General features: G+C 67.6%; 20 protein-coding genes. 9 read left to right on the forward strand and 11 right to left on the reverse strand.

The window, feature by feature from the left end; genetic code table 11:
- Positions 1 to 13 precede the first annotated feature (13 nt).
- Genes RQP53_RS05215 through RQP53_RS05230 form a run of 4 tightly spaced genes read right to left on the reverse strand, consistent with a single transcriptional unit; the run spans position 14 to position 3478 of the window.
- The gene (locus RQP53_RS05215) at positions 14 to 1366 is read right to left on the reverse strand and encodes a sodium:proton antiporter (RefSeq protein WP_315649130.1); all 1353 of its coding nucleotides are present in this window, start codon (positions 1364 to 1366) and stop codon (positions 14 to 16) included.
- Positions 1363 to 2076, reverse strand: a complete 714-nt coding sequence (locus tag RQP53_RS05220) for a nitroreductase (RefSeq protein WP_315649132.1) — start codon at positions 2074 to 2076, stop codon at positions 1363 to 1365. Before RQP53_RS05220 ends, RQP53_RS05215 begins: the two co-directional genes overlap by 4 nt.
- Positions 2073 to 2522, reverse strand: coding sequence for an acyl-CoA thioesterase (locus tag RQP53_RS05225; protein WP_315649134.1), 450 nt, complete (start codon positions 2520 to 2522; stop codon positions 2073 to 2075). Before RQP53_RS05225 ends, RQP53_RS05220 begins: the two co-directional genes overlap by 4 nt.
- Positions 2519 to 3478, reverse strand: a complete 960-nt coding sequence (locus tag RQP53_RS05230) for a histone deacetylase family protein (RefSeq protein ID WP_315649136.1) — start codon at positions 3476 to 3478, stop codon at positions 2519 to 2521. The genes RQP53_RS05225 and RQP53_RS05230 overlap by 4 nt, the downstream gene beginning before the upstream one ends.
- Positions 3479 to 3750: 272 nt before the next feature.
- Here RQP53_RS05230 and phaP point away from each other — a divergent pair, with 272 nt between their 5' ends.
- From phaP to RQP53_RS05245, 3 genes are all read left to right on the forward strand, one after another.
- Positions 3751 to 4314 (forward strand): TIGR01841 family phasin, encoded by a 564-nt coding sequence (phaP, locus tag RQP53_RS05235; RefSeq protein WP_315649138.1) that lies wholly within the window; start codon positions 3751 to 3753, stop codon positions 4312 to 4314.
- A gap of 221 nt (positions 4315 to 4535) precedes the next feature.
- On the forward strand, positions 4536 to 5411 hold the full coding sequence (locus tag RQP53_RS05240; RefSeq protein ID WP_315649140.1) for a zinc ribbon domain-containing protein: 876 nt from the start codon (positions 4536 to 4538) through the stop codon (positions 5409 to 5411).
- Entirely contained in the window at positions 5408 to 6325 is a 918-nt protein-coding gene (locus RQP53_RS05245) for a DUF3667 domain-containing protein (protein ID WP_315649142.1), read from the forward strand. Before RQP53_RS05240 ends, RQP53_RS05245 begins: the two co-directional genes overlap by 4 nt.
- A gap of 35 nt (positions 6326 to 6360) precedes the next feature.
- Here RQP53_RS05245 and RQP53_RS05250 read toward each other — a convergent pair whose 3' ends face one another.
- Complete coding sequence (locus RQP53_RS05250; protein WP_315649144.1) at positions 6361 to 7371, reverse strand: patatin-like phospholipase family protein; 1011 nt, start codon at positions 7369 to 7371, stop codon at positions 6361 to 6363.
- 50 nt (positions 7372 to 7421) lie between these two features.
- Between RQP53_RS05250 and RQP53_RS05255 the strand changes: the two genes are divergently transcribed.
- From RQP53_RS05255 to RQP53_RS05270, 4 genes are all read left to right on the forward strand, one after another.
- On the forward strand, positions 7422 to 9251 hold the full coding sequence (locus tag RQP53_RS05255) for a patatin-like phospholipase family protein (RefSeq protein ID WP_315649146.1): 1830 nt from the start codon (positions 7422 to 7424) through the stop codon (positions 9249 to 9251).
- Positions 9224 to 13189: a non-ribosomal peptide synthetase gene (locus RQP53_RS05260; protein WP_315649148.1), complete on the forward strand. Its 3966-nt coding sequence runs from the start codon at positions 9224 to 9226 to the stop codon at positions 13187 to 13189. The genes RQP53_RS05255 and RQP53_RS05260 overlap by 28 nt, the downstream gene beginning before the upstream one ends.
- Positions 13186 to 13896, forward strand: coding sequence for a TVP38/TMEM64 family protein (locus RQP53_RS05265; RefSeq protein ID WP_315649150.1), 711 nt, complete (start codon positions 13186 to 13188; stop codon positions 13894 to 13896). The genes RQP53_RS05260 and RQP53_RS05265 overlap by 4 nt, the downstream gene beginning before the upstream one ends.
- 78 nt (positions 13897 to 13974) lie before the next feature.
- On the forward strand, positions 13975 to 16359 hold the full coding sequence (locus tag RQP53_RS05270; RefSeq protein WP_315649152.1) for a penicillin acylase family protein: 2385 nt from the start codon (positions 13975 to 13977) through the stop codon (positions 16357 to 16359).
- Between the two features lie 40 nt (positions 16360 to 16399).
- Here RQP53_RS05270 and RQP53_RS05275 read toward each other — a convergent pair whose 3' ends face one another.
- The 4 genes from RQP53_RS05275 to RQP53_RS05290 all read right to left on the reverse strand — a co-directional run bounded on the left by RQP53_RS05275 (position 16400) and on the right by RQP53_RS05290 (position 19897).
- The gene (locus RQP53_RS05275) at positions 16400 to 17278 is read right to left on the reverse strand and encodes a fumarylacetoacetate hydrolase family protein (protein WP_315649153.1); all 879 of its coding nucleotides are present in this window, start codon (positions 17276 to 17278) and stop codon (positions 16400 to 16402) included.
- A gap of 28 nt (positions 17279 to 17306) precedes the next feature.
- Positions 17307 to 18500: a nicotinate phosphoribosyltransferase gene (gene pncB, locus RQP53_RS05280; protein WP_315649154.1), complete on the reverse strand. Its 1194-nt coding sequence runs from the start codon at positions 18498 to 18500 to the stop codon at positions 17307 to 17309.
- Positions 18500 to 19381 (reverse strand): cysteine hydrolase family protein, encoded by an 882-nt coding sequence (locus tag RQP53_RS05285; protein ID WP_315649155.1) that lies wholly within the window; start codon positions 19379 to 19381, stop codon positions 18500 to 18502. Before RQP53_RS05285 ends, pncB begins: the two co-directional genes overlap by 1 nt.
- 90 nt (positions 19382 to 19471) lie before the next feature.
- Positions 19472 to 19897, reverse strand: a complete 426-nt coding sequence (locus tag RQP53_RS05290) for an Lrp/AsnC family transcriptional regulator (protein ID WP_315649156.1) — start codon at positions 19895 to 19897, stop codon at positions 19472 to 19474.
- A 192-nt stretch (positions 19898 to 20089) separates the two neighbouring features.
- Between RQP53_RS05290 and ocd the strand changes: the two genes are divergently transcribed.
- The gene (gene ocd, locus RQP53_RS05295) at positions 20090 to 21136 is read left to right on the forward strand and encodes an ornithine cyclodeaminase (protein WP_315649157.1); all 1047 of its coding nucleotides are present in this window, start codon (positions 20090 to 20092) and stop codon (positions 21134 to 21136) included.
- A 7-nt stretch (positions 21137 to 21143) separates the two neighbouring features.
- Here the strand turns inward: ocd and RQP53_RS05300 are convergent, their stop codons facing one another.
- Both RQP53_RS05300 and RQP53_RS05305 read right to left on the reverse strand, forming a co-directional pair.
- Positions 21144 to 21545, reverse strand: a complete 402-nt coding sequence (locus RQP53_RS05300; protein ID WP_315649158.1) for a methyl-accepting chemotaxis protein — start codon at positions 21543 to 21545, stop codon at positions 21144 to 21146.
- Positions 21546 to 21711: 166 nt separating this feature from the next.
- Positions 21712 to 22236, reverse strand: a complete 525-nt coding sequence (locus RQP53_RS05305) for a hypothetical protein (RefSeq protein ID WP_315649159.1) — start codon at positions 22234 to 22236, stop codon at positions 21712 to 21714.
- Between the two features lie 303 nt (positions 22237 to 22539).
- On the opposite strand from RQP53_RS05305, the gene RQP53_RS05310 reads away from it, so the two are divergent.
- Entirely contained in the window at positions 22540 to 23172 is a 633-nt protein-coding gene (locus RQP53_RS05310; protein ID WP_315649160.1) for a thiol:disulfide interchange protein DsbA/DsbL, read from the forward strand.
- Positions 23173 to 23176: the final 4 nt, after the last annotated feature.

Consider the following 23176-nt stretch of genomic DNA (forward strand, 5'->3'; position numbering starts at 1 on the left):
GAACTCTTGAAAGTCAAACGAAAAAGAACAGCGTCATCAGCAGAAACAGCGGGATCAGCACCGCGCTCGACCAGGCCATATAGCCAAAGAAGCTGGGCATGCGCACCCCGCGCTCCTCGGCAATGGCCTTGACCATGAAGTTGGGCGCATTGCCGATATAGCTATTGGCCCCCATGAAGACCGAGCCGGCAGAAATTGCAGCCAAGGTGCTGGCCAGCGGACCCATCAGGCTGGCGGCGTCGCCACCGGCCAGATTGAAGAAGACCAGATAGGTCGGCGCATTGTCGAGGAAGGACGACAGCAAGCCGCTGAGCCAGAAATAGGCCCAGGGCAAGGCCTGACCCTGCTCGCCGCTGACGGCAGCCGCCACCGCATGAAAGGCGCCGGCCGGGCCGGCCTTGAGCATGGCCAGCACCGGCAGCATGGTGACGAAGATGGCCGCAAACAACTTGGCCACCTCCTGCATCGGCGCCCAGGAAAACTGGTTCTGGCTGCGCAGCGTCAGCGGCGTCAGCTGCACCGAGCAGACGATGACGGCCAGCAGGCCCAGATCGCGCAGCAGGGCCGGCGCTGCCAGCCACTGGCCGCCCAGGTGCAGCCCGGCGTCGGTCTTCCACAGCCCGCTGATCAGCACCAGCACCATGACCACGGCCAACAGGGCGACGTTGAGCCCCCCCTCGATGCCGAAACCATGATCGTCCGGGGTCGGGTCTTGCGGCAGCACGCCCTCGCGGCGGTACCAGTAGCTGTCAATCAGCCAGAACAGTGCCAGCAGGCTGCCGACCAGGAACAGCGTGTGCGGCCACAGGTGGCGCAGCGTCCAGAAGAAATCCACGCCCTGCAGGAAGCCGAGGAACAGCGGCGGATCGCCCAGCGGCGTCAGTGCCCCACCGGCATTGCTGACGATGAAGATGAAGAACACCAGCACATGGGCCTGGTGGCGGCGGTTGTCGTTGGCGCGAATCAGCGGCCGAATCATCAGCATCGAGGCGCCGGTCGTGCCCATCACGCTGGCCAGCAGCGCACCTATTGCCAGCAGCGCCACATTGGTGCCCGGACTGCCGTGCAGATTGCCGCGCAGATAGATGCCGCCTGCGGTGGTGAACAGTGCCGTCACCAGGATGATGAAGGGCAGGAACTCCTCCAGCAGCGTATGCAGCAGCAGCCCGGCGCTGGCCGCGGCGCCCTGTTGGAATGCGTGGGGAACGACAAAGGCTGCGGCCCATGCCAGCGCAATCTTGCCGAAATGCCGATGCCAGAGATGGGGCCGCAGCAGTGGCAACAAGGCGATGGACAGCAGCAGGCCGGCAAAGGGCAGGCCCCATTGCGGGCCGAGGCGGGCCAGTGCTTCGGCGGACGCGCTCATTCGGACAGAAAGCGACTGAACTCTGCCACCGGCGCCCGCTCGGTGACCAGGCTGTTCTCCACCGCGGCCGGGTCGGCATGGCCCAGTGCCATGCCGCAGACCAGCATCTGCGCGGGCGCGAACTTGAGTTCGTCGGCGATCAACCGGTGGAACTGGGTGAAGGCCGCCTGCGGGCAGGTGTGCAGACCATGGGCGCGGGCGCTAACCATGATGTTCTGCAGAAACATGCCGTAGTCCAGCCAGGAGCCCTGGCACATGATGCGATCGATGCTGAAGATCAGGCCGACCGGCGCATCGAAGAAGCTGTAGTTGCGCGCGTGCTGTTGCTGCATCCGCGCCTTGTCGGTCTTGGCGATGCCGAGCAGCCCGTACAGATCCCAGCCGACCTTGCGGCGGCGGTCGATATAGGGCGAGGCCCATTCACGCGGGTAGTAGGCGTATTCCTCCTGGTGGCTGGCCTGCTCGGCCGGGTCCAGATAGGCGGCCTGGATGCGGGCACTGAAGCGGGCCTTGGCGGCCCCGGTCAGCACATGCACCTGCCAGGGCTGGGTATTGGTGCCCGAGGGCGCGCGGGCGGCCACTTCCAGGATCTGCTCGATCACCTCGCGCGGCACCTCGGTCGGCAAGAAGGCGCGCATCGAATGGCGGCTGGTGATGGCGGCTTCGATGGCGGCGCGCTCGGCGGCGCTGGGCGTGTCGTAGAGAGTCAAGGCTGTGGTCCTTCCAGGGCTTGCAAGGCGGAGAGATAAGCATCGGGCAGCGCGGCGACCGGGCGGCGGCTGTCGCGCTCGACATAGACATGAACAAAGTGGCCGCGCGCCGCGCAGCGATCCTGGCCCGGCGCGAACAGCCCGATCTCGTAGCGCACGCTGGAGCGGCCGCGCTGGCTGACGCGCAGGCCGGCCTCGATGGTCTGCGGAAACGCCAGTGATTCGAAATAGTTGCAGTGCGTCTCGACCACCAGGCCGATCACCGCGCCGCCATGGATGTCCAGCGCGCCGGCGGCGATCAGGTACTGGTTCACCGCGGTATCGAAGAGGCTGTAGTAGACGACGTTGTTCAGATGGCCGTAGATGTCGTTGTCCATCCAGCGCGTGCCCAGCGGCACGAAGCGGGCGTAGTCGGCACGGGTGTCGGGGGCAGGTCTTGCGCTCATGCCTGCATTCTTCCATCGCCTTGCTGCCAGCGCTGCCACCAGCGCGACGCGGCGTTCAGGGTATTCACCTGCACGGCCACCGTGGTGGTCAGATCGTGGCCATAGCCGCCGGCCATGGACAGCGCCACCGGGATGCCGCGCTGGTGCAGCTGCGCGAGCACCCGCTCGTCGCGCGCCAGCAAGCCGGCATTGCTGAGCTTGAGGCGGCCCAGGCGGTCGGCCTCGTGCGGGTCGGCGCCGGCCAGGTAGAAGGCCAGCCCCGGCGGCTCGGCCCCCAGACGCGCCCAGATCGTTGCCAGCGCCTGGTCCAGCGCGGCCAGGTACTCGTCGTCGCCACAGCCATCGGGCAGCTCGACGTCCAGGCTGCTCGCCTCCTTGCGGAAGGGAAAGTTCTTGGCCCCGTGCATGGAGAAGGTGAAGACCGTCGGGTCGTCGCGAAAGATCGCCGCCGTGCCATTGCCCTGGTGCACATCCAGGTCGATCACCAGCACGCGCAAGCCCGGCGCCGCAGCACCGTGGCGGCGGTGCCATTCCAGCTGCATCAGCCGGGCGGCCACCGCCACATCGTTGAACACGCAATAGCCGCTGCCCTTGTGGGCATAGGCGTGGTGGGTGCCGCCGGCCATATTGGCGGCCACGCCCTCGGCCAGGGCAGCCCGCGCGGCCGCGATGCTGGCGCCGACCGAATGGCGCGAGCGCAGGGCCATCGTCGGCGACCAGGGGAAGCCGATCTCGCGCTGCTCGGCGGCGCTGAGCCGGCCCTGCTGCACGCGATCGACATAGTCCTGCTCGTGCACCAGCGCCAGCTCGGCATCGCTGGCCGCTGGCGCCGCCTGCATGCGCAAGAGGCCGGGTTCGCGCTCGAAATGCTCGCGCAGCAGCCGGTATTTGGACTGCGGAAAACGGTGCCCCGGTGGCAGGGCCAGCGCGTGGGCGTCGGAATGAAAGGCCAGCATGCCCGGCACGATAGCCGCTTTGTGAGCGGTCTGCCGTCATCGGGCTGTCAACACCGTGTCACCGGCCGCGACGAGGCTCCAACAGGCCCGCGGCAAATTTGCACAGGCTCGAGTGCTTATTTGCAATTCTTTGCTGCACTGCACAAAAAGTACTTGCAATCCGATTTCCCGACCCTATACTTCGATTCATGTTGCAGTGCACCATAAACACTGTGAACGAGGTCCACGAGGTTTCCCCGCGGTAATCCGCTCAGTTTTTTTGGAGAACTACCATGTCCGTACTGACTGCTGATCAAATCTTCGCTGCCCACAAAGCCAATGTCGAAACCCTGTTCGGTCTGACGAACAAGGCCTTCGAAGGCGTGGAAAAGCTGGTCGAGCTGAACCTGCAAGTGGCCAAGGCCGCGCTGAGCGAAGCCGCCGAAACCACCACCGCCGCCCTGTCGGTCAAGGACGCTCAAGAGCTGCTGGCCCTGCAAGCCGCCCTGCTGCAACCGTCCGCCGAGAAGGCCGCTTCGTACAGCCGCCATCTGTATGACATCGCCACCGCCACCAACGCCGAAGTGGCCAAGGTTGCCGAGGCTCAGATCGCTGAAGCCCAAGCCAAGTTCAACGCCGTGGTCGAAACCGCTGCCAAGAACGCCCCGGCTGGCACCGAGAATGCTGTGGCCCTGGTGAAGTCGGCTGTCGCCGCTGCCAACAACGCCTTCGAGAACGTGCAAAAGGCTGCCAAGCAAGCCACCGAAGTGGCCGAAGCCAACTTCAACGCCGTGACCAACACGGCCGTCAAGGCTTCGCAAACCGCTGCCCGCAGCAGCAAGCGCGCCGCCGCCTAAGACTGCAGACCGCGGGCCCAAGAGGCCCGCGACTCGTCAGCCGACGATTGTCTCCTCGGCACCCACCAAGGCGCAGGCCTTGAAAGTGCCCTTGATGCCCGATGCCACAAGCCTCGGGCTTTTTTGTGTCTGCAGCACGAGCGGTCCAGCGCCGGCAGGGCATGAGAAAGGCGTTAGCATCCCGGCCCGACTCCGCCCATTTCCTGCCTGACCTTGCCCTCGTGAGCCAAGCCGCCCTGCCCTGCTGCCCCAACTGCGACCAGCCACTGCTGCAGGCCGAGCAGCGCTTTTGCGGCCATTGCGGTCAGGAGACACGGGTTCGGGCGCCGACCCTGCTGGAATTCCTGCAGCAGTTCGGCGGCGCCTATTTCTCCACCGAGGGCGCGCTGTGGCGCAGCCTGAAGCTGCTGCTACTGCCCGGCGCGCTGACGCTGGAGTATTTCCGCGGCCGCCGGCGCCACTATGTGCTGCCGCTGCGGCTGTACCTGACGATCAGCGTGTTGCTGGTGCTGGCGACCTCCTTGCTGGGCGTGGCGCAGCTCTCGCCCGAGCAAGAGCAACGGCTGGCCAAGAGCATTGCCGATGGGGGCAGCTTCTATCTCACCAACGTCGGCAGCTACATGGCCGGCATGGAGAAGCGGCAGTTCATCTGCACAGGCTTTCCGGTCTGGATGTGCCAGCGCTTCCAGCAAAAGCTCGACACCGATCCGCGCGGCATGGTGCGCTTGCTCAACGACACGCAGACCCGCGCGTTCAGCCATATGAGCCGGGCGATGTTCGTGCTGCTGCCCTTGTTTGCGCTGTGGCTGAAGTTGCTGTACTGGCGCCGCGGACTGCGCTACACCGAGCATCTGGTGTTCACCTTGCATCTGCACAGCTTCTGGTTCTTGATGCTGTGCCTGGCCGAACTGCCAGTGCCGGGGCTGCCGCTGGCCGCCGCCGCCCTGATGCTGGGCTACACCCCGCTGGCGCTGCGCCGGGTCTATGGCGGCGCCTGGTGGCGCACGCTGCTTGGCACCGCGCTGGCCATGGGCCTGCAGGCCGTGGCCCTGTTGGCGGCGCTGCTGATTGCCTTGTTCTGGGCCTTGCTGTCATGAAACTCATGTCGTTGCTGCGCCCCTATATGGTGGTGCCCACGCCCGAGCCCGGCCACTGCGCCAACTGCCGCGCGCCCTTGTCCGAACCGCTGCCCAAGTTCTGCGGCGCCTGCGGCCAGGAAACCAAGATCAAGGCACCGACGCTGTGGGAGTTCCTGCAGCAGTTCGGCGGTGCCTACATCTCCACCGAGGGCGCGCTATGGCGCACCCTGTGGCGCTTGTTGCTGCTGCCCGGGCAGCTGACGCTGGAATACTTTGCCGGCCGGCGGCGCCACTACGTGCTGCCGGTGCGCCTCTACCTGACGATCAGCGTGCTGGCCCTGGTGCTCCTGAAGTTGACCAGCCATCTGGAGCTGGACGAGAAGGCGGCGCAGGGCATCATGCAACTGGACCGCAGCGAGAAGCGCGAGGTACGCATCGGCATCCTGGACAGCCATGCCTTTGGCTTGCATGAGGGCAAGTTCTTCTGCGAGGGCCTGCCCGATTTCATCTGCCAGCGCGCCGAACTGCTGTCCAGTTCAGACAACGCCGCCATCGCCCGCCAGATGCGCGAGCTGCCGGCGCGCTTCGTCAGCCACCTGGGCTCGGCGATGTTCCTGCTGCTGCCGGCCTACGCCTTCTGGTTGAAGCTGATCTATTTCGACAAGCGGCGCCGCTACACCGAGCATCTGGTTTGCTCGCTGCACCTGCATTCCTTCTGGTTTGCGATGCTGGCGCTGATCGTCAGCGGTTCGGGCCTGCTGACCTTTCTGGCCGTGCTGGGGGCCATGATCTACCCGGTGATTGCCCTGCATCGCGTCTATGCCACACGCTGGTGGAGCACCGGCTGGCGGGTCTTCAGCGTCGCCATCCTGTACCTGACGACGCTGACCATGGTCCTGATGCTCTTGGGCATCTACGCCGCGCTCACTTGAGCGGGGCGGCTGTCCCACGCGATTTCCACACGATTTCAGCGAGATTTCGCCGCCAGACGCTGGCGCAGCTGGGTCAGCATGGCCTGGGCCGCGTCGCGGCCGGCCTGAATGCTGCGCCGGCGGGCCGAGAAATCGGCGCTGCCGACGCCATCGAGCTTGGGCCGGATCACGACATCGGCCTCGCGCAACTCGAAGTTGTTGATCGAGCGGCCCATGATGGAGAAGGTCTGCAGCAGCATGCGCATCGCATCGCCGGGCGGCTTGCTCTCGGGCGGCTCGGAGATGTCGACCGCAATGATCAGCTCGGCCCCCATCTGCTTGGCATAACGCACCGGCACCGGCGCGACCAGCCCCCCGTCGACATACTCGCGGCTGCCGATCTTGACCGGCTGGAACACGGCGGGCACGGCACTGGAGGCACGCACCGCCGCGCCGGTGTCGCCGCTGCGGAACAGGATGGGCGAACCGTCCGAGAGGTCGGTGGCCACAATGCCCAGCGGTAGGCTCATCTGCTCGATCAGGCGGTTGCCGGTCTTGTCGCGAACAAAGCGGGCCAGCGCCTCACCACGGATCAGGCCGCGCGTCGGGAAGGCCCAGTCGGTGATCGCGCCCTCGTCCATGGCCTCGGCCATGCTGGCCAGTTCCTTGCCGTTCTTGCCCGAGGCATAAAGCGCGGCGACCAGGCTGCCGGCCGAAGTGCCGGCCACCAGATCAACCTTGACGCCCTGTTCCTCCAGCACCTGAATCACGCCGATATGGGCAAAGCCGCGCGCCGCGCCGCCGCCCAGGGCCAGGCCAATCCGCGGCAGACGCAGCGGTCGCACCGGGGCAGGCAGCTCGGCCACTGGCGCCGGACTGGCGCTGCCAGGGCTGGGCGTCGCACCGCTGGAGGGAGAACTGGCTGGCGGCGGCGGTGCACTGACGCTGCCCGGCCGAGCGGCTTCGACCGGCGCCTGGCTGGTCGTTGTCGCGCAGCCGGCCAGGATCAGCGCCAAGCACAGCCAGGCCAGATGCCGCAAGGGCTTGAGGTGGGTTCGATCAGACATGGGGGCGGATTCTAGGTTTCAGTGGCCGGCAGCACCGCTAGACTGGCCACATGGATCAGCCCCAGCGAGTCCGCGACCGCAGCGCCGACGCCTTGCGCGCCAGCGCCGTCTTTGGTTCGCTGCCCGAGCCGGTGATCGCCGAGCTGACCGAGCTGATGAGCTGGCGCCATGTGCACGGCGGTGAGACCGTCATTGTCGAGGGTGCCGAGTCGGACAGCATCATCTTCGTCATCAGCGGTGCGCTGCGCGTATCGCGCCGCGACCGCGATGGCAGCCTGCTGCTCTACAACCAGATCCATCCTGGCCAGAGCATTGGCGAGTTAGGCATGATTCTGCAGCAGCCGCGGGCGCAGGATGTCAGCGCGATCCGCGATTCCACGCTGGCCCTGCTGGACCGCCAGGCCTACGAAACCCTGCTGCTGCGGCACCCACTGGAGTTGAGCCGCGTCTTCATGCGCGCCGTCTATGACCGGCTGCGCCACGGCAGCGAGGTGCAGGAGCAGCGGCTGGCGCAAACCTTTGTGTTGGTGCCGCTGCACGAGGGCGCCGGCGCCGGTGCGCTGGCCGCGGCGCTTGTCAACGCCTTTGTGCACAACCAGGGCATGGACCCGCGCCGGGTCGGCCATCTGGCCGTCGAGCCGCATGGCGGCCGCACCGTGCTCAACGGCGAGCTGCTGGACGGCACAGATACCCGCGCGCTGGAAGACAGCCACGAGATGCTGGTCTACGAGGCCGAGGAGCGCGACAGCGCCTGGACCCGCTACGCCTTCCGCCAGGCCGATCAGGTGATCTTCGTCGCCTCGGCCGGCAGCTCCAGTGGCCTGGGCGAGATCGAAGCACTGCTGCGCCAGGAGCCAGGCTTTGCCTTCAAGCGCAAGCACCTGGTGCTGATGCACCCGCCGGGCGCGGCGCAGCCCGAGCATCCGGCCGCCTGGCTTCATGGTCGCGAGCTGGAGCGCATCTACCCGCTGCGCCAGCATTCGCAGGCCGATGCCGAGCACCTGGCCCGTTTCCTGACCAGCTCGGCCGTCGGCATCGTGCTGGGCGGTGGCGGCGCGCGCGGCTTTGCCCATCTGGGCGTGCTCAAGGCGCTCAATGAATGCCATATCCCCGTCGACCTGATCGGCGGCAACAGCATGGGCGCACTGATCGGCGCCCAGCTGGCCTGCGGCCACGGGCTGGACCAGATCCTTGAGCAGACGCGGCGCTTTGCCTCCGGGGGTGAGCGGCTGACGCTGCCGCTGGTGTCGCTGGTGGGCGGTCGGCGCGTCGAGCGCGATCTGCGCCGGCTGTTCGGCGAGCAGCTGATCGAGCAGCTCTGGCGGCCCTTTTTCGCCGCCGCCTGCAATCTGAGCCGCGGCAACACAACGGTGCAGGACCAGGGCCTGCTCTGGCGCGCGGTGCTGGCCAGCAACTCGCCGGCCGGCCTGCTGCCGCCGGTGCTGCAGGGCGGCGAACTGCTGGTCGACGGCGCCATCCTGGAAAACGTACCGGTGCAGCCGATGCGCATGCGCCTGGGCACGCCGCTGGAGCGTCGGCGCGGCAATGGCAAGATCATCGCCATCGACGTCGATGTGCGCGCCCATCTGCGCGCCGACGCCGAGCTGCAGCGGCTGACGCCCTGGAGCACGCTACGCGCCAAGCTGCGCGCCAACGCTCCGGCATCGCCGGGCCTGGCGAATATCCTCTACAGCGCCGGACATATCGGCGGCAGCAGCCAGCGCGGCCGCACCATTGCCCAGGCCGATTTGTATCTGGAGCCGCCAGTCGCTGAATTTGCGCTAATGGCCTACCAGCGTGGTGCCGATATCGCAGAGATCGGCTACCGCTATGCGATGGAAAAGATAGCTCAATGGGATCGACAGAAGATGCTGCCCTGAGTTCTCCCCTGCTGCCCTTGGCGATGAGCCAGCGCGAGGTCTGGCTGGATCAGCGCGCCTGGCCGGGTAGCACCCATCTGAATATCGGCGGCGGCGGCTATCTGGTCGGCCCGCTTGATGTGACACTGCTGCAGCAGGCGCTGTGGCAGTTGATCGATGAAACCGAGGCCTTGCGCCTGGTGCCGCTGCCCGAAGGCGGCCAGCGCCTGCTGTCGCACTACCGGCCGCCGCTGGAGCTGCGCGAGCTGCCTGACGGCCCCGAGCTGCGCCGCGCGATGCGCGACTGGTCGCAGGCCCAGCTGAGCGAGCCCTTCGAGCTGGGCAGCGGCCCGCCCTGGCGCTTCACACTGCTGCGCGGCCGGCCCGATCTGCACTGGATCAGCGTCCAGTACCACCATACCGTGATGGACGGCTGGGGCACCACCCAGGTGATGCGCCGCTGGGCCGAGCTGTACAGCGCCTTGATCGATGGCCAGCCCGCCCCGGCGGCCGACGACGCCCCCTATCTCCAGCACATCGAGGACAGCACCAGCTACCGCGCCAGCCCGGCCTTCCAGCGCGACGGCGCCTTCTGGCTGGAGCAACTGGCCGAACTGCCGGCGCCGGTGATTGCCAGGCGCCATGTCCAGCACCAGGGCGGCCTGGCCCATGCGCACCTGGTTCAGCAGCTGCTGCCGCGATCCGATTACGCGCGCTTCACCGCCCAGGCGGCCGGTCTGGGCTGCACGCCCTTCAGCTGCTTTCTGGCCGCGCTGGCGCTGTATTTCTGGCGCAGCAGCGGCCGCGATGAACTGCTGATCGGCGTGCCCAGCCTGAACCGCAGCGGCGCGCGCTTCAAGCGCACGCCCGGCATGTTCGTCGGCTTGCTGGCGTTGCGGCTGAAGATTCAGCCGGGCATGACCGGCGCCCAGCTGCTGGCCCATGCGAGCCACCAGATGCAGGCGGCGCTGCGCCACTCGCGCTATCCCTTGAGCGAGCTGGGCCACCAGTTGCAGCTGATGCGCATCGGCCGCGACAGCGTGATGGATGTGCTGCTCTCCTTCGAGCGCCAGGATTACGCGCTGCGCTACGGCCAGGCCCGGCTGGAAGACTCGCGCCAGGTCTTTGCCGCCTGCGCCCGCTATCCGCTGGCCATCACCATCTGCGAGTTCGATCCCGAAGGCGATCTGGAGCTGGCGCTGGAGGCCAGCGCGGACTGTTTTGCCGCTGACGAGTCCGAGCTGCTCGGCCGCCGGCTCTGGAGTCTGGCGGCCGATCTCGCCGCGGCGCCCGAGACCGCACTGGCGGACTATGAAGTGCTGCCCAGCGAGGAACGCTGGGCCCTGGTCGAAGGCCTGCACAAGGATCTCGCCCATCTGGACGCGCCACCGGCCTTCGTCCAGCTGTTTGCCCGCCAGGCCGCGCTCTACCCGGAGGCCACCGCCCTGCTCTGGGACAGCGACAGCGGCGTGCAAACGCTCAGCTATGGGCAGCTGGCCCGCCAGGCGGCGGCGCTGGCCGCGCAGCTGCAGCGTTTGGGGGCCGGCCCGGAATCCATCGTCGCCCTGGCCCTGCCGCGCTCGGCCGAGCTGATCGTCGCGCTGCTGGGCTGCGCGATGACCGGCGCCGCCTTCCTGCCGCTGGATGTCGAGGCACCGCGCACCCGGCTGATCGACATCATCGAAGACAGCGGCGCCATCGCCGTGCTCTATGGCGAGCAAAGCCCGCCCGCCGCGGCGCTGCTGCACCGGCAGAGCCTGGCGGTGCCGACACTGGCCCCGAGTGCGCTGGCCGCTGCCGCCGAGAGCGGCCCGCAAAGCTGGCCCGAGCCGCCGGCCTGCCATCCCGAACAGCTTGCCTATGTGCTCTACACCTCGGGCTCCAGCGGCCGGCCCAAGGGCGTGCTGATGTCGCATGGCAGCCTGTCGCGCCGGCTGGCCTGGCTGGCCAAGGCCTGGGCCATCGATTCGCGCGACCGCGCGGCGCAGACCACCCAGCTGGTCTTCGACCCGGCGCTGATCGAGCTGCTGCTGCCGCTGAGCCAGGGCGCCAGCATCGCCCTGCCGCCACCGGGGCGGCTGCATCCTGAGCGCCTGGCGGACTTCATCCTGCGCCACGGGGTCACGTTTTGCGCGCTGGTACCCACCACACTGGCCGGCTTTCTGGCCGGCCTGCAGGGCCTGCACAAGGGCAGCGGCCGACGCGCCGAAGATGGTCCAGCGGCCCGGCGCCGCGATGCGCTGAAGCTGCGCGTCGTCTGCAGTGGCGGCGAGGTGCTGCCCGCCGAGCTGGCCAACCGCTTTCTGGCCGATACCGGTGCTCAGCTCTACAACGTCTATGGCCCCACCGAGGCGGCCATCTTCGCCACCGCCTGGCCCTGTGTGCCAACGCCGGGCGAGCAGACGCTGCCGGTGGGCCGCCCGGTCGACGACACCCGGCTTTACGTGCTGGATGAGCGGCTGCGGCCCCAGCCTTTCGGCGTGCCGGGCGACATCTACATCGCCGGCAGCACGCTGGCGCGCGGCTATCTGGGCCGGCCCGAGCTCGATCGCCAGGCCTTTGTGCCCGACCCCTTTCAGCCCGGCCAGCGCATGTACCGCAGCGGCGACCGCGGTTGGCTGGACTGTCAGGGCCAGCTCCACTTCAGCGGCCGCGCCGATCGCCAGATCAAGCTGCGCGGCTACCGCATCGAGCTGGGCGATGTCGAGGCCGCCTGCCTGGGCGTGCCCGGCGTGCGCCAGGCGGTGGTCGCGCGCATCGAGCCCGATGGCCAGGCACGCCTGCATGCCTGGCTGGCGGTGCGGCCCGAGCTGGAAGCGGCGCACATCCAGGCGGCGCTGCGCGATCGCCTGCCCGACTACATGCTGCCCAGCTCGCTGAGCCTGCTCGATGCCCTGCCGCAGACCAGCAACGGCAAGATCGATATGCGGGCCTTGCCGGCACCCAGTTCCGGCGCCCCCAGCGAAGGGCGACTGGAGCCGGCCAACGATCTGGAACGTGAGCTGCTGAAGCTGTGGGACGAGGCGCTCAGCCACCGCAGCGAGCGCCGTGCCATCCGCATGCAGGACAACTTCTTCGATCTCGGCGGCGACTCGCTGGCCGCGCTGAGCATTCTGGCGGCGATGGAGCCCCGCGTCGGCCGCGCACTGCCGCTGCAGACGATCAGCGAGCACCCGACCATTGCCAGCCTGGCCGCCGCACTGGCACGGCCGCTGGCCCTGCCTGGCGTGCTGCAGCGGCTCAGCAGCGGGCGCCGCGCCACACCGCTGTATCTGGCCGCCTCCGGCCATGGCGATGTGCTGCGTTTCAAGACGCTGGCCCGCGCGCTCGACGGCATCCTTGACGTGCAGATGCTGCAGCCCCCGCATGGCGAAAGCCCGGCCGGCATCGGCGATCTCGCCGGGCTCTATGCCGACTGCATCGCCGCGCAAGACCTGGCCCCCGGCTGGGTGGCCGGCTTCTCGGTCGGCGGCGTCACCGCCTTGGAAACAGCATGCGCGCTGCAGGCACGCGGCCTGCCGCTGCGCGGCCTGATCCTGCTGGACACCATCTACCCCGAGGCGGTGCTGGGTGGCAGCAGCTCCTGGCGCACGTTGGGCTGGCTGGTGCGCAAGCTGCATATTCAGGAACTCAGCATGAACGGCCGCCGGCTCGGCGCGATGTTTTCCGACCCCGGCCTGATCGCCCAGGTGATGGCCTTGCGGGGCTACAAGTCGCGCGGCTTTGACGGGCCCTGCCTGCTGGTCAAATCGTCGGGCCTGGCGCCCTGGGACCGCCTGCTGTTCAAGCCCTGGCGGCGCTTGATGAGCGGGCCTTTCGAGGAACAGGTGGTCAGCGGCTTGCATGGTTCGATCTTTGAGGCCGCCCATGTCGCCGCGCTGGCCCAGTGCCTGGGCGGCTTTGTCCAGCGCCCGCCAGCGCCCATGGCCACATTGCCGCTGCAAGCACTGCGGGCATGAGCAGAACCGGCGAAGGCGGCCTCATCGACGCGCGGCTGCGGCGCCGCTTGCGCCTGCTCTGGCTGATACTGGCCCTGCTGCTGGCGCTGACGGCCGCCTGGCGCTGGTCACCCTTGAGTGCCTGGCTCGATGCCGAAGGTGTGGTGGCGGCCCTGCGCGCCAGCGCCGCACTGCTGGGTGCCCCGCTGTCGGTCCTGCTGATGGCGCTGGCGCTCAGCCTGGCCCTGCCCTTGATCGTGCTGACGCTGATGAGCATGCTGGCCTTCGGCCCGCTGATGGGCAGTGCCTGCGTGTTTGCGGCCGCACTGCTGTCGGCCAGCGTCAGCCACCGGCTGGGCCGCTGGCTGGGCCACGAGGCGCTGCTGCGCCTGGGCGGACCGCGCTTGCAGTTGCTCAGCCAGACGCTGGCGCGGCGCGGCTGGTTGGCGGTGCTGCTGATGCGTCTGGTGCCGGCGGCACCGTTTGCGCTGGTGAATATGCTGGCCGGCGCCACCCATCTGAGGCTGCGCCATATGCTGCTCGGCACGGCACTGGGCATCACGCCCAGCACGCTGGCGCTGGCCCTGTTTGCCGAGCAGCTGCGCGCCGCGCTGCAGCATCCCGGGCCGCTGGCCTGGCTGGGCCTGGCGCTGATCGTGCTGCTGGTGCTGGGCGCCGGCCTGGCCGTGCGGCGCTGGTTGGCGCGCAGCGTCGATTCAGAGCCCTAAGCGCACACTTTGCGCCCACGCTGCGGCCACAATGCGCGCCATCGACGCTGCATCCGCGCCCTGCCGCCCATGACTGTCATGACTGCCCCCCGCACTCGCACCCACACCTTGCGCCGCTGGGCCTTGCGCCTGCTGCTCACGCTAACCGCACTGCTGCTGGCCCTGCTGCTGGGCGCCTACGGCCTGCTGCGCGCCAGCCGTCCGCAGCTGGACGGCGCGATCAGCCTGCCGGGCCTGCAGGCCGAGCTGCGCCTGCAGCGTGATGCGCTGGGCACCGCCACGCTGCAAGGGCAGACCCGGCTGGACCTGGCCCGCGGCCTCGGCTGGCTGCATGCGCAGGAACGGTTTTTCGAGATGGATCTGACCCGCCGCTCGGCCGCCGGCGAGCTGTCGGCGCTGTTCGGGCCGCGCGCCGTCGAGCGCGACAAGGAGCGCCGCCAGCACCGCCTGCGCGCCCGGCTGAGCGCGCGCTACGCCAGCCTGCCCGCGGCCGACCAGGCACTGCTGCAGGCCTATGCCGATGGCGTCAACGCCGGCCTGCACAGCCTGGCCGTGCGGCCCTGGCAATACCTGCTGCTGCAAGCTCAGGCCGAGGACTGGCAGCCGGTCGATTCCCTGCTGGTGATGGGCGAGATGTTCTGGAAGCTGCAGGCGCAAGCGTTCGAAACCGGCTTGCAACGCGCCCTGCTGCGCCGCGAGCTCGGCGATGCGCTGTTCGATGCGCTGCATCCGCGCGGCGGCCGCTGGGATGCACCGCTGGACGGCAGCGCGCTGACGCCGCCGGCGCTGCCCGGCCGCGAGCTGATCAATCTGCGCAAGCAGGCGGCCGCGGTCACCACGCTGGGCAGCGCCGCCGGACGCGAGGAAGCGCCGGTCTACGGCAGCAACAACTGGGCCGTGGCCGGCAGCCGCAGCGCCGATGGCGCGGCCCTGCTGGCCGACGATATGCATTTGGGCCTGGGTGTGCCGAGCATCTGGTATCGCACCCAGTTCGAGCTGTCGGCCCCGGGCCAGCCGGCACTGCGCGCCGCCGGCCTGTCGCTGCCCGGTGCGCCAACGCTGGTGGTGGGCAGCAATGGCGCGGTCGCCTGGGGCTTCACCAATGCCTATGGCCAATGGTTCGACTGGCTGGCGCTGGACGAGGGCGGCGCGCTGGACGCTGCCGCGCTGCAAACCCATGAAGAGAAGATCGCCATCAAGGGGGGCGCGAGCGTGAGCCTGCTGGTCAGCGAATACCGGGGCGCGCCGGTCTTCAAGCGCGCTGGCAAGCGCTACGCGCTGCGCTGGGCAGCCCACGAAGGCGAGGCCTACAACCTGCTGCTGGACCAGATGCTGCAGCAGCGCAGCGCGGCCGATGCACTGCGCCTGCTGCAAAGCGCCGGCTTGCCGCACCAGAACGCGCTGGTGGCCGACAGCCAGGGCCATATCGGCTGGACCCTTGCCGGCCGCCTGTGGACTCAGCCAGGCATTGCAAACAGCCGCTGGCGCCTGCAAGCGCACGACGCCCCGGCGCACCAGTGGCTGGCGCCGGCTGACTATCCGCAACGCCTGGACCCGGCCGATGGCCAGCTGTGGACGGCCAACAACCGCCAGCTGGGGGGTGCCGAGGCCGAGCTGATTGGTGACGGTGGCTTTGACCTCGGCGCCCGCGCCCAGCAGATCCGCGACCGCCTGGCCGAAACCCAGAAGCACGATGAGGCCAGCCTGGCCCGCCTGCATCTGGACGACGAGGCCCGCTTCATCAAGAGCTGGGCCGTGCGGCTGCGCCGCGTCGCCAGCAGCAGCCCGGCGCATGCCGAAGCGCTGGCCGTGCTGCAGGGCTGGAACGGTCGCGCCGATGCCGACCAGGCCGGCTACCGGCTGGTGCGTGCCACCCGGCTGCGCACGCTGGACCTGCTCTGGGCCGCGTGGACGCGTCGCCCCGGCACCGAGGCGCCAGACACCAGCAGCGCCAGCAAGGAAGAGGCGCTGAGCTGGTCGGCCCGCTTTGAATACCCGGCCGCCGCAGCCTTGGATCAGCAAGCCGCTCATCTGCTGCCGACCAGCTACAGCAGCTGGGACGCGCTGCTGCTCGACCAGATGGACGGCGCCATCCGCGAGCTGACGCACGAGGGCAAACGACCGCTGGCTCAGGCCGTCTGGGCCGAGCACAACCGCAGCCGCATCCAGCATGTGCTGTCCAAGGCCTTGCCACCGCTGGCGCGCTGGCTGGACATGCCGGCCCAGGCGCAAAGCGGCGACTCGCACCTACCCCATGTCGCCCAAGCGGCGTTTGGCCAATCACAGCGCCTGGTCGTCGCGCCTGGGCACGAAGAGCGCGGCAGCCTGAGCATGGCCGGCGGGCAAAGCGGCCATCCGCTGTCGCCGCATTACGGCGCGGGCCATGCCCAGTGGGCGGCCGGTGAACGCACGCCGCTGCTGGCCGGCCCGGCCGAGCATCAGCTCAGCGCGACGCCGCGCTGACTGCGCTGGCGAGGCTGTGCACCATGAGCCCCGGGGCGGTTCAGTCGCCCAGCAGCGCCGGGTCGTAGGCATGGACCTGCAGGCGCTGCTCGCCGAGGCCGGCAATGCCTAGACGCAGCTGATCGCCAGGGTGCAGAAAGCGCGGCACCGGCTTGACGCCCATGCCCACACCGGGTGGCGTGCCGGTGGAAATCAGGTCGCCCGGGTACAGCGTCATGAATCGGCTGACATAGCTGACCAGTTCGGCCACACCGAAGACCATGGTGGCCGTCGAGCCGCGCTGCTGGGGCTGGCCGTTCAGATCCAGCCACAGCGACAGCTGCTGCACATCGGCAATCTCGTCAGCCGTCACCAGCCAGGGGCCCACCGGGCCGAAGCTGTCGCAGCCCTTGCCCTTGTCCCAGGTGCCACCGCGCTCGAGTTGGTAGCTCCGTTCGGAGACGTCGTTGACGACGCAATACCCGGCCACATGCTGCAGCGCCTGCTCGACGCCGACATGCCGTGCCATGCTGCCGATCACCACACCCAGCTCGACCTCCCAGTCGGCCTTTTCGGCACCAGGCGGCAGCACCAGTGCATCCTCGGCGCCGATCACGCAGCTGGGCGGCTTCATGAACAGCACCGGCTCGGCCGGCAGCGGCATGCCGGCCTCGGCGGCATGATCGGCATAGTTCAAGCCCACACAGATGAATTTGCCCATGCCCGACCAAGGCGGCGCAATGCGGTGCCCGGCGGCCTCCAGCAGCGGCAATGGCTCAGCATCCGGTGCCACCGCCCGGGCCAAGCCGGCCAGCACGGCCGGCGCCAGCGTGGCCGCGCTGATATCGGGCAGCAGTGCAGACAAATCTCGCCAGCGGCCCTGGCTGTCAATCAGGGCCGGTTTCTCGGCCCCACGGGGGCCATAACGGAGCAGCTTCATCGCATCCCCTCGTCCGCCGCCCCGCTCTTCAGCGCGGCTCGGCGATCTTGAACACCTGGCGCAGATAGGCCAGAAAGGTCTGGTCGTCGCACAGGGTTTTGCCCGGGCTGTCCGACAGCTTGGCCACCGGCTGGCCGTTGACATGGCTCAGCTTCATCACGATGTTCAGCGGCACAAGGCCCATGTCGTTGCTGAAGTTGGTGCCGATGCCGAAGCCGAGCTGGGTGCGGTCGGCAAAGTGGCGGTACAGGGCCAGCGATGTGGGCACATCGAGGCCATCGGAGAACACCAGGCGTTTGGTGTGGGCGTCGATGCGCAGCCGCGCATAGTGAGCCAGCGCCTTCTCGCCCCATTGATAGGGATCGCCGGAATCGTGGCGCAAGCCATCGAAGAGCTTGGCGAAGTAGAGGTCAAAGTCGGCCAGAAAGGCCTCCATGCCAACCACATCGGTCAGCGCCACGCCCAGATCGCCGCGGTACTCCTGCACCCAGTCTTCCAGCGCCGCCTTCTGATGATCGCGCAGGCGCACGCCGGTAGCCTGATAACTCTGCAGATACTCGTGCGCCATCGTCCCGATCGGCACCAGGTCCAGATCGCGGGCCAGGAGCACATTGGAGGTGCCCTTGAAGTACTGCGGCAACTCGCGCTTCAGCGTCGCCACGACTTCACGCTGCCAGGCCGCCGAAAAACGCCGGCGCACGCCGAAGTCAAAGACCTCAAAGGGATGGCGTCGCGGCACTTCGTCGCCCAGCCCGCGCAGCTGGGCGATCTTGCTGGCCAGCCGGCGCCGCCCCTCGGCCAGCGCGGCCGCGGCATCGAAGCGACGGAAATACAGCTCATTGACGATGGCCAGCACATAGATCTCGAAGCCCATCACATGGACCTGCGGCCCGCGAGCCACGATTTGCAAGACCTGACCCTCGACGCTGGCCGAGATGAAATCGCGCTGGAAGCGGAAGATGCGCAGGAAATCGATGAAGTCCGATTTCATGAAACGCAGCCCCGCCAGATAGGCCAGCTCGTCCGGCTGAAAGCTCAAGCCGCACAAGGCATCGAGCTCGGCATTGATCTCGGGCAGCAGGTCCGCCAGCGGGAAGGCCGGCGCATTGCGGCAGACGAAGCGGTACTCGGCCTGCGCCTGCGGGTGCCGATGCAGCATGGTCTGCCACATCGTGAACTTGTAGAGATCGGTCTCCAGCAGGCTGTGGATCACGGCGGGCATCAACGACCTCCCGCCAGCAGCGCCAGCGCGGCGTGGCTGCTGCACAGGCGCAGGCCGCGCGCCTGCATGGCGGCGAAGAACTCGCGCTGCTGAGCCTCGAACCCGGTCACCGGGCTCATGCAGTCCTCGATCAGCACCAGGCGCTGGCTCTGCCCGGCCGGCCAGTGGGCGAGCAGATGCTCGACGCTGGCGCGCACGCAGTGGCTGGACGCCTCGCCGGCAATCAGCAGCAGTTCGGCCTGGGTAAGTTCTTCCAGCAGCGGCTGGTTCAGCAAGGTGCGCGCATCGTTGGCGTCAGGCACTTCGGCCTGCAAGGCGCTGTAGTGCTCGGTCCAGCGGTTCTCGCCCTTGCTGAGCTTGTACACGCTGCGCTGCCGGCCCTCTTCCCAGCGCTGGCAGGCCGCCAGCACCGCGGCATGCACGCCCTGCCCCCAGCTGCCGATTTCGCAATGCACCGGCCAGACCATCAGCTGGTAACGGCCTGCGGCCTCCAGCGCATCGAGATAGGCCTGGCAGCGGGCCAGCACGGTGCCCTCAGCATTGGTTTCGCGCGGCCGGTAGCGGCCCTCGCGCAGCTGCGCCGCCGTGATGGTGGTGAACGGCGCCACCGCGCTGCCGTCGGCCTGCTGCCAGAAGCCGGGATGGGCAATGTCCAGATGCTGGTGGGCATCCAGCGTCAGCGTGATCGCATCGAGCCGATCGCGCGCCGCGTCGATGAAGCCGGCCAGGCGCAGCATGTCCTGATGGGCGCCGCTGACCGGGAGCGAGGGTCGCAAGACGCCGCCCTGCAGCGGGTCCGGCGGGCACCAGGCCTCGGGCAAATCGCAGAAATCGTTCTGCGGGTCGATGATCAGCAGCTGGGTATTGGCGGTTGCGGGCATGAATGCTCTGGTGTGGTGAACAGGATGCGCAGTCTTCCCCGCGGGCGCTCGGGGGGCCGGTCAGGCAATGTAGCGCCAGACGAGGCTTGATCAGCCGGCCTTGTAGGTCTGCAAATGGATGCTGGTCTCGGTAGCGCCTATGCCCTTGATCAGGCGCACCCGCTCCAGCACCTCGGCGAGTTCGTTCAAAGTGCTGGCGCGCAACTCAGCCAGCAGGTCCCAGCGGCCATTGGTGTCGAACAGGCCGGCCACACCGGGCTCGCCGAGCAGGATGCTGATCACCTCGCGGGTCTTGTTGCCCTCGACGGCAATGCTCATCCAGGCGGTGATCTGGTTGGGCGTGACGTCGGGCCGCAGCCGCACCGTGTAGCCGACGATGACGCCGGCATCCTCCAGCTTGGCAATGCGATTGGTGATGGTGCCGCGCGACACCTTCAGCTTGGTGGCCAGCGTCGCCACGGTGGCGCGGGCATCGAGGCGCAGCAGCGCCAACAACTGTTGATCGAGCGTGTCCATGCGTTCAGGCCGGCTTTGCGTTCAGGCGGGCGAATTCCGCCCAGTCGTCGCGCTCTGCCCCTCTGTTTTTGCCATTTCGGCAATATAGCCTATCGAAATGACAGGACTTGATGAGTTTTTGATCATCTCTTGGGCTTCTCGCTAACACGCCGCTTGAGAAGAATCTAGGCATCGAAACAACGAGTGCCGCCTATGACGACCTTGCTGAACATCCACGACATCGCACGCATCGCCCAGACCCTGGGCATGAAGGCCTGCTTTGAACGCCTGGTCGGCTATCTCGAAGCCGATTTCCAGCGCTGGGCCGAGTTCGACAAGACCGCCCGCGTCGCCGCCCACTCCGCGGATGGCGTGATCGAGCTGATGCCGATTGCCGATGCCGAGTTGTACAGCTTCAAGTACGTCAACGGTCACCCCAAGAACACCCGTCAGGGCCTGCCCACGGTGATGGCCTTCGGCCTGCTGGCCGATGTGGCCACCGGCAGCCCCGATCTGCTCGCCGAGCTGACGCTGACCACCGCCATGCGCACCGCCGCCACCTCGGCGATGACGGCACGCAAGCTGGCCCGCCCCAATTCGCGCCGCATGGCGCTGATCGGCAATGGCGCCCAAAGCGAGTTCCAGGCCTTGGCCTTCCATTACCTGCTGGGTATCGAGGAAATCCGCCTGTTCGACATCGACCCGGCAGCAACGGCCAAGCTGATTCGCCACCTGCAAGCAGTGCCAGGTCTGCGCCTGATCGCCTGCAGCAGCACGGCCGAGGCGGTGCGCGGCGCCGATATCGTGACCACGGTGACGGCGGACAAGACCAACGCGACCATCATCACGCCGGAGATGATCGAGCCGGGCATGCACATCAACGGCGTAGGCGGCGACTGCCCGGGCAAGACCGAGCTGCACCGCGGTGTGCTGGAAGCGGCCAAGGTGTTTGTTGAGTACGAGCCGCAGTCGCGGATCGAAGGCGATATCCAGCAGATGCCGGCCGAATTCCCGGTGACCGAGTTCTGGCGCGTGCTCAAGGGCGAGGCCAGCGGGCGCGACAGCACCGAGCAGGTCACCGTGTTCGACTCGGTCGGCTTCGCGCTAGAAGACTTCTCGGCACTGCGTTTCCTGCGCGACAGCGCCCGCGAACTCGGCCTGGGCACAACGATTGACCTGATCCCGCAGATGGCCGATCCCAAGGACCTGTTCGGCCAGCTGGGCATCCAGAGCGCCCCGGCCGCACGCCTGGCCGCCTGAACAAGCCTCAGCCGCGCAGGCGGAAGCTGAACACCGCGGTGACCAGCTGAGTGGTCAGGTCGCGCCGGCTCTCGGCCGCCGCCGCCGACTGCTCGACCAGCGAGGCGTTCTGCTGAGTCATCTTGCCCAACTGCGTCACGGCCTGACCGATCTCGCCCAGCGTCAAGGCCTGGGTCGAGGTCGATTGCGAGAAATCGGTTGCGATGCGCGCCACCCGCTGCATGCTCTGCACCACCTCGCCGATGGTGCGGCCGGCTTCCTGCACCAGCTGGCTACCGCGCTCGACCTTGTTCACCGAGACAGTGGTCAGCGTCTTGATTTCGCGCGCCGACTGTTCGCGGCATGGGGCCAGCTCCGGCACTTCGGCAGGGCAAGGGCATGGGTCGATCAGCACCAAACGGGCCGCCATCACGACGGCCGGAGCCTAGACGCACCGCGTTTGCCTAGCGCCTCAAGCCAGCGCACCCCGCCTCGTGCGAAGCCCGCAGCATCAAGGCCGCGCCGAGGGCGAGTCAACAAATGGCCAGACGATAAAAAGCCCATGGCGACTGTAGCGTCGCCATGGGCTGAGCCTGTCAGGCTTGTTCAGCCAGCCAGGTTTTCATTTCGGCGCGCTTGGCACGCGTCGCTGCGCGGCGGTAAGCCTCTTCGGCCTCCTGGCGCAACTCCACAGCTTTTTCGAGCGCCTGGTAATAGCGTTCGACCGTGTAGGTGCTCTCGGAAGCGATGTAGACGCTGCGCCGACGCGGAGCCTCGCCAAAACGCGGCAGCAGCACCGTGAAGCTGCAATCGCGCACATTGGCGCGACGCTGCCTGACGATGGGGCCAGAGATGCCGACCGGCAGTTCGCTGGTCTTGTTGCCGTTGGGACCGGGCTTGAGCCGGGTCGGTGCAGGCAGCTTGGCAATGCGCTTGGCGAGTTCCTTGGTGGCGGCCTTCAAGGCCTCACCGGGATCTGCGGAAAATTTGCTATCGGAGTAAAACTTGGTGCCACCGTAGCGGAGCTGCCACCCATGGGTTGATCGTGAATCGATGCGTTGAATGCCTTGCGGCACTTCGTAACGCTGCCCTGTATAGATCTCGACGTCTCTTAGTTTCATGAGTCCCCTCAATACTTCTGGATGACTCCCTGACGGCGCAAGTGTACGGCTTGACGTTGAGCTTGGCACGCCCCCCGAGCAAGGGACAAGCAGTGCGCCTGTGTGGAGTGTGCCACGTACTGTGCCGGTTGATGGCGCAGCCGTTGATACAGGAAAGCCCGATCGGGTCGGGGTGTCGCATTCATGCAGAATGCGCGCCTCAAGCGTGCTTTGCCGACAGTCTTGGCGACTTTTGGCACAACGCCCGGAGCCCGCTATCGTTCGCGCCACTGCCCCACCCAGAGCCCTTAGGCCCCCACGTCAATGAAACGCCGCACCTTCTGCACGACCAGCCTCACCGCCCTCGGCCTCGGCGCGATGGGCACTCGCAGCCAGGCTCAGACCAAGCCCATCGAGGGCAAGCACTATCGGCGCTTGGCGCCGCCGCAGCCCGTCTCTAACGACAAGGGCGAAGTGCTGGAGTTCTTCTGGTACGGCTGCCCCGCCTGCTACCGGACCGAACCCTCCGTCAAGCAATGGTTGGCGCGCAAACCGGCCCAGGTCTCATTCAAGCGCAGTGCGCAGATCATTCACACGATCAGCCGATCGCATCAGCGCATGTTCTTCACGCTGGACCAGCTGGGACTGAGTGATTCACTTCATACACCGGTCTTTGATGCCGTGCAGAAGGACAGCTCGGCCCTGCAAGAGCTGCCGGAAATCCTGGCCCTGATGGGCAAGCTGGGCGTCGACACCGCCAAGTTCGGCCAGGTCTATCAGTCCTTCGCCGTGGCATCGCGATGCCGCCAGGCTGATCAGATGATGAGCACCTACGGCCTCAACAGCGTGCCGAGCTTTGCCGTCAATGGACGCTACGTCACCTCGCCAAGCATGGCGGGCGGTGAAGCCGCCTGCATGGCCGTGGTTGACTATCTGCTCAGCCTGCCCACAGCTTGAGCCT

It is taken from the genome of Roseateles aquae, from assembly GCF_032337115.1.
In the GTDB taxonomy this organism is placed as follows: Bacteria; Pseudomonadota; Gammaproteobacteria; order Burkholderiales; family Burkholderiaceae_C; genus Roseateles_C; species Roseateles_C aquae.